This window comes from Chryseobacterium sp. SIMBA_029 (genome assembly GCF_046535275.1).
Classification (GTDB): Bacteria; Bacteroidota; Bacteroidia; order Flavobacteriales; family Weeksellaceae; genus Chryseobacterium.
Genome location: NZ_JAWRXA010000207.1, coordinates 1 through 280, shown reverse-complemented (window position 1 = coordinate 280; position 280 = coordinate 1). Strand labels below are relative to the sequence as shown.

Genomic DNA, 280 nt, shown 5'->3' with positions numbered 1-280 from the left:
CCTGCAGCTCACGCTGGCTAAATGGCCGCTTGGCAGGACGGGCTTCGGTGGGCTGCGCGTGCGTCACCCGGTTCAGCTCGGTTACCACCTGGGCAAAGACCTGACCAAAGAGCCTCGCACTCTGCTCACACCAGTCATAGTGCGGGCTGCAGGCATAGTCGCAAAACAACTTCACCGCACCTTGGTAAGACCGGACCGTCCCATGGGACAGATTTCGCACAGCACGCGCATGAGAGAAAAAATCGTCCGCGTCGCCCAACGTCCACTGCCATGGATACCG

At 60.4% G+C, this 280-nt stretch carries 1 pseudogene; it reads right to left on the bottom strand.

The features are described from left to right. Window positions 1–280 (bottom strand): annotated as a pseudogene (locus SB679_RS23845) (site-specific integrase); the annotation flags it as partial.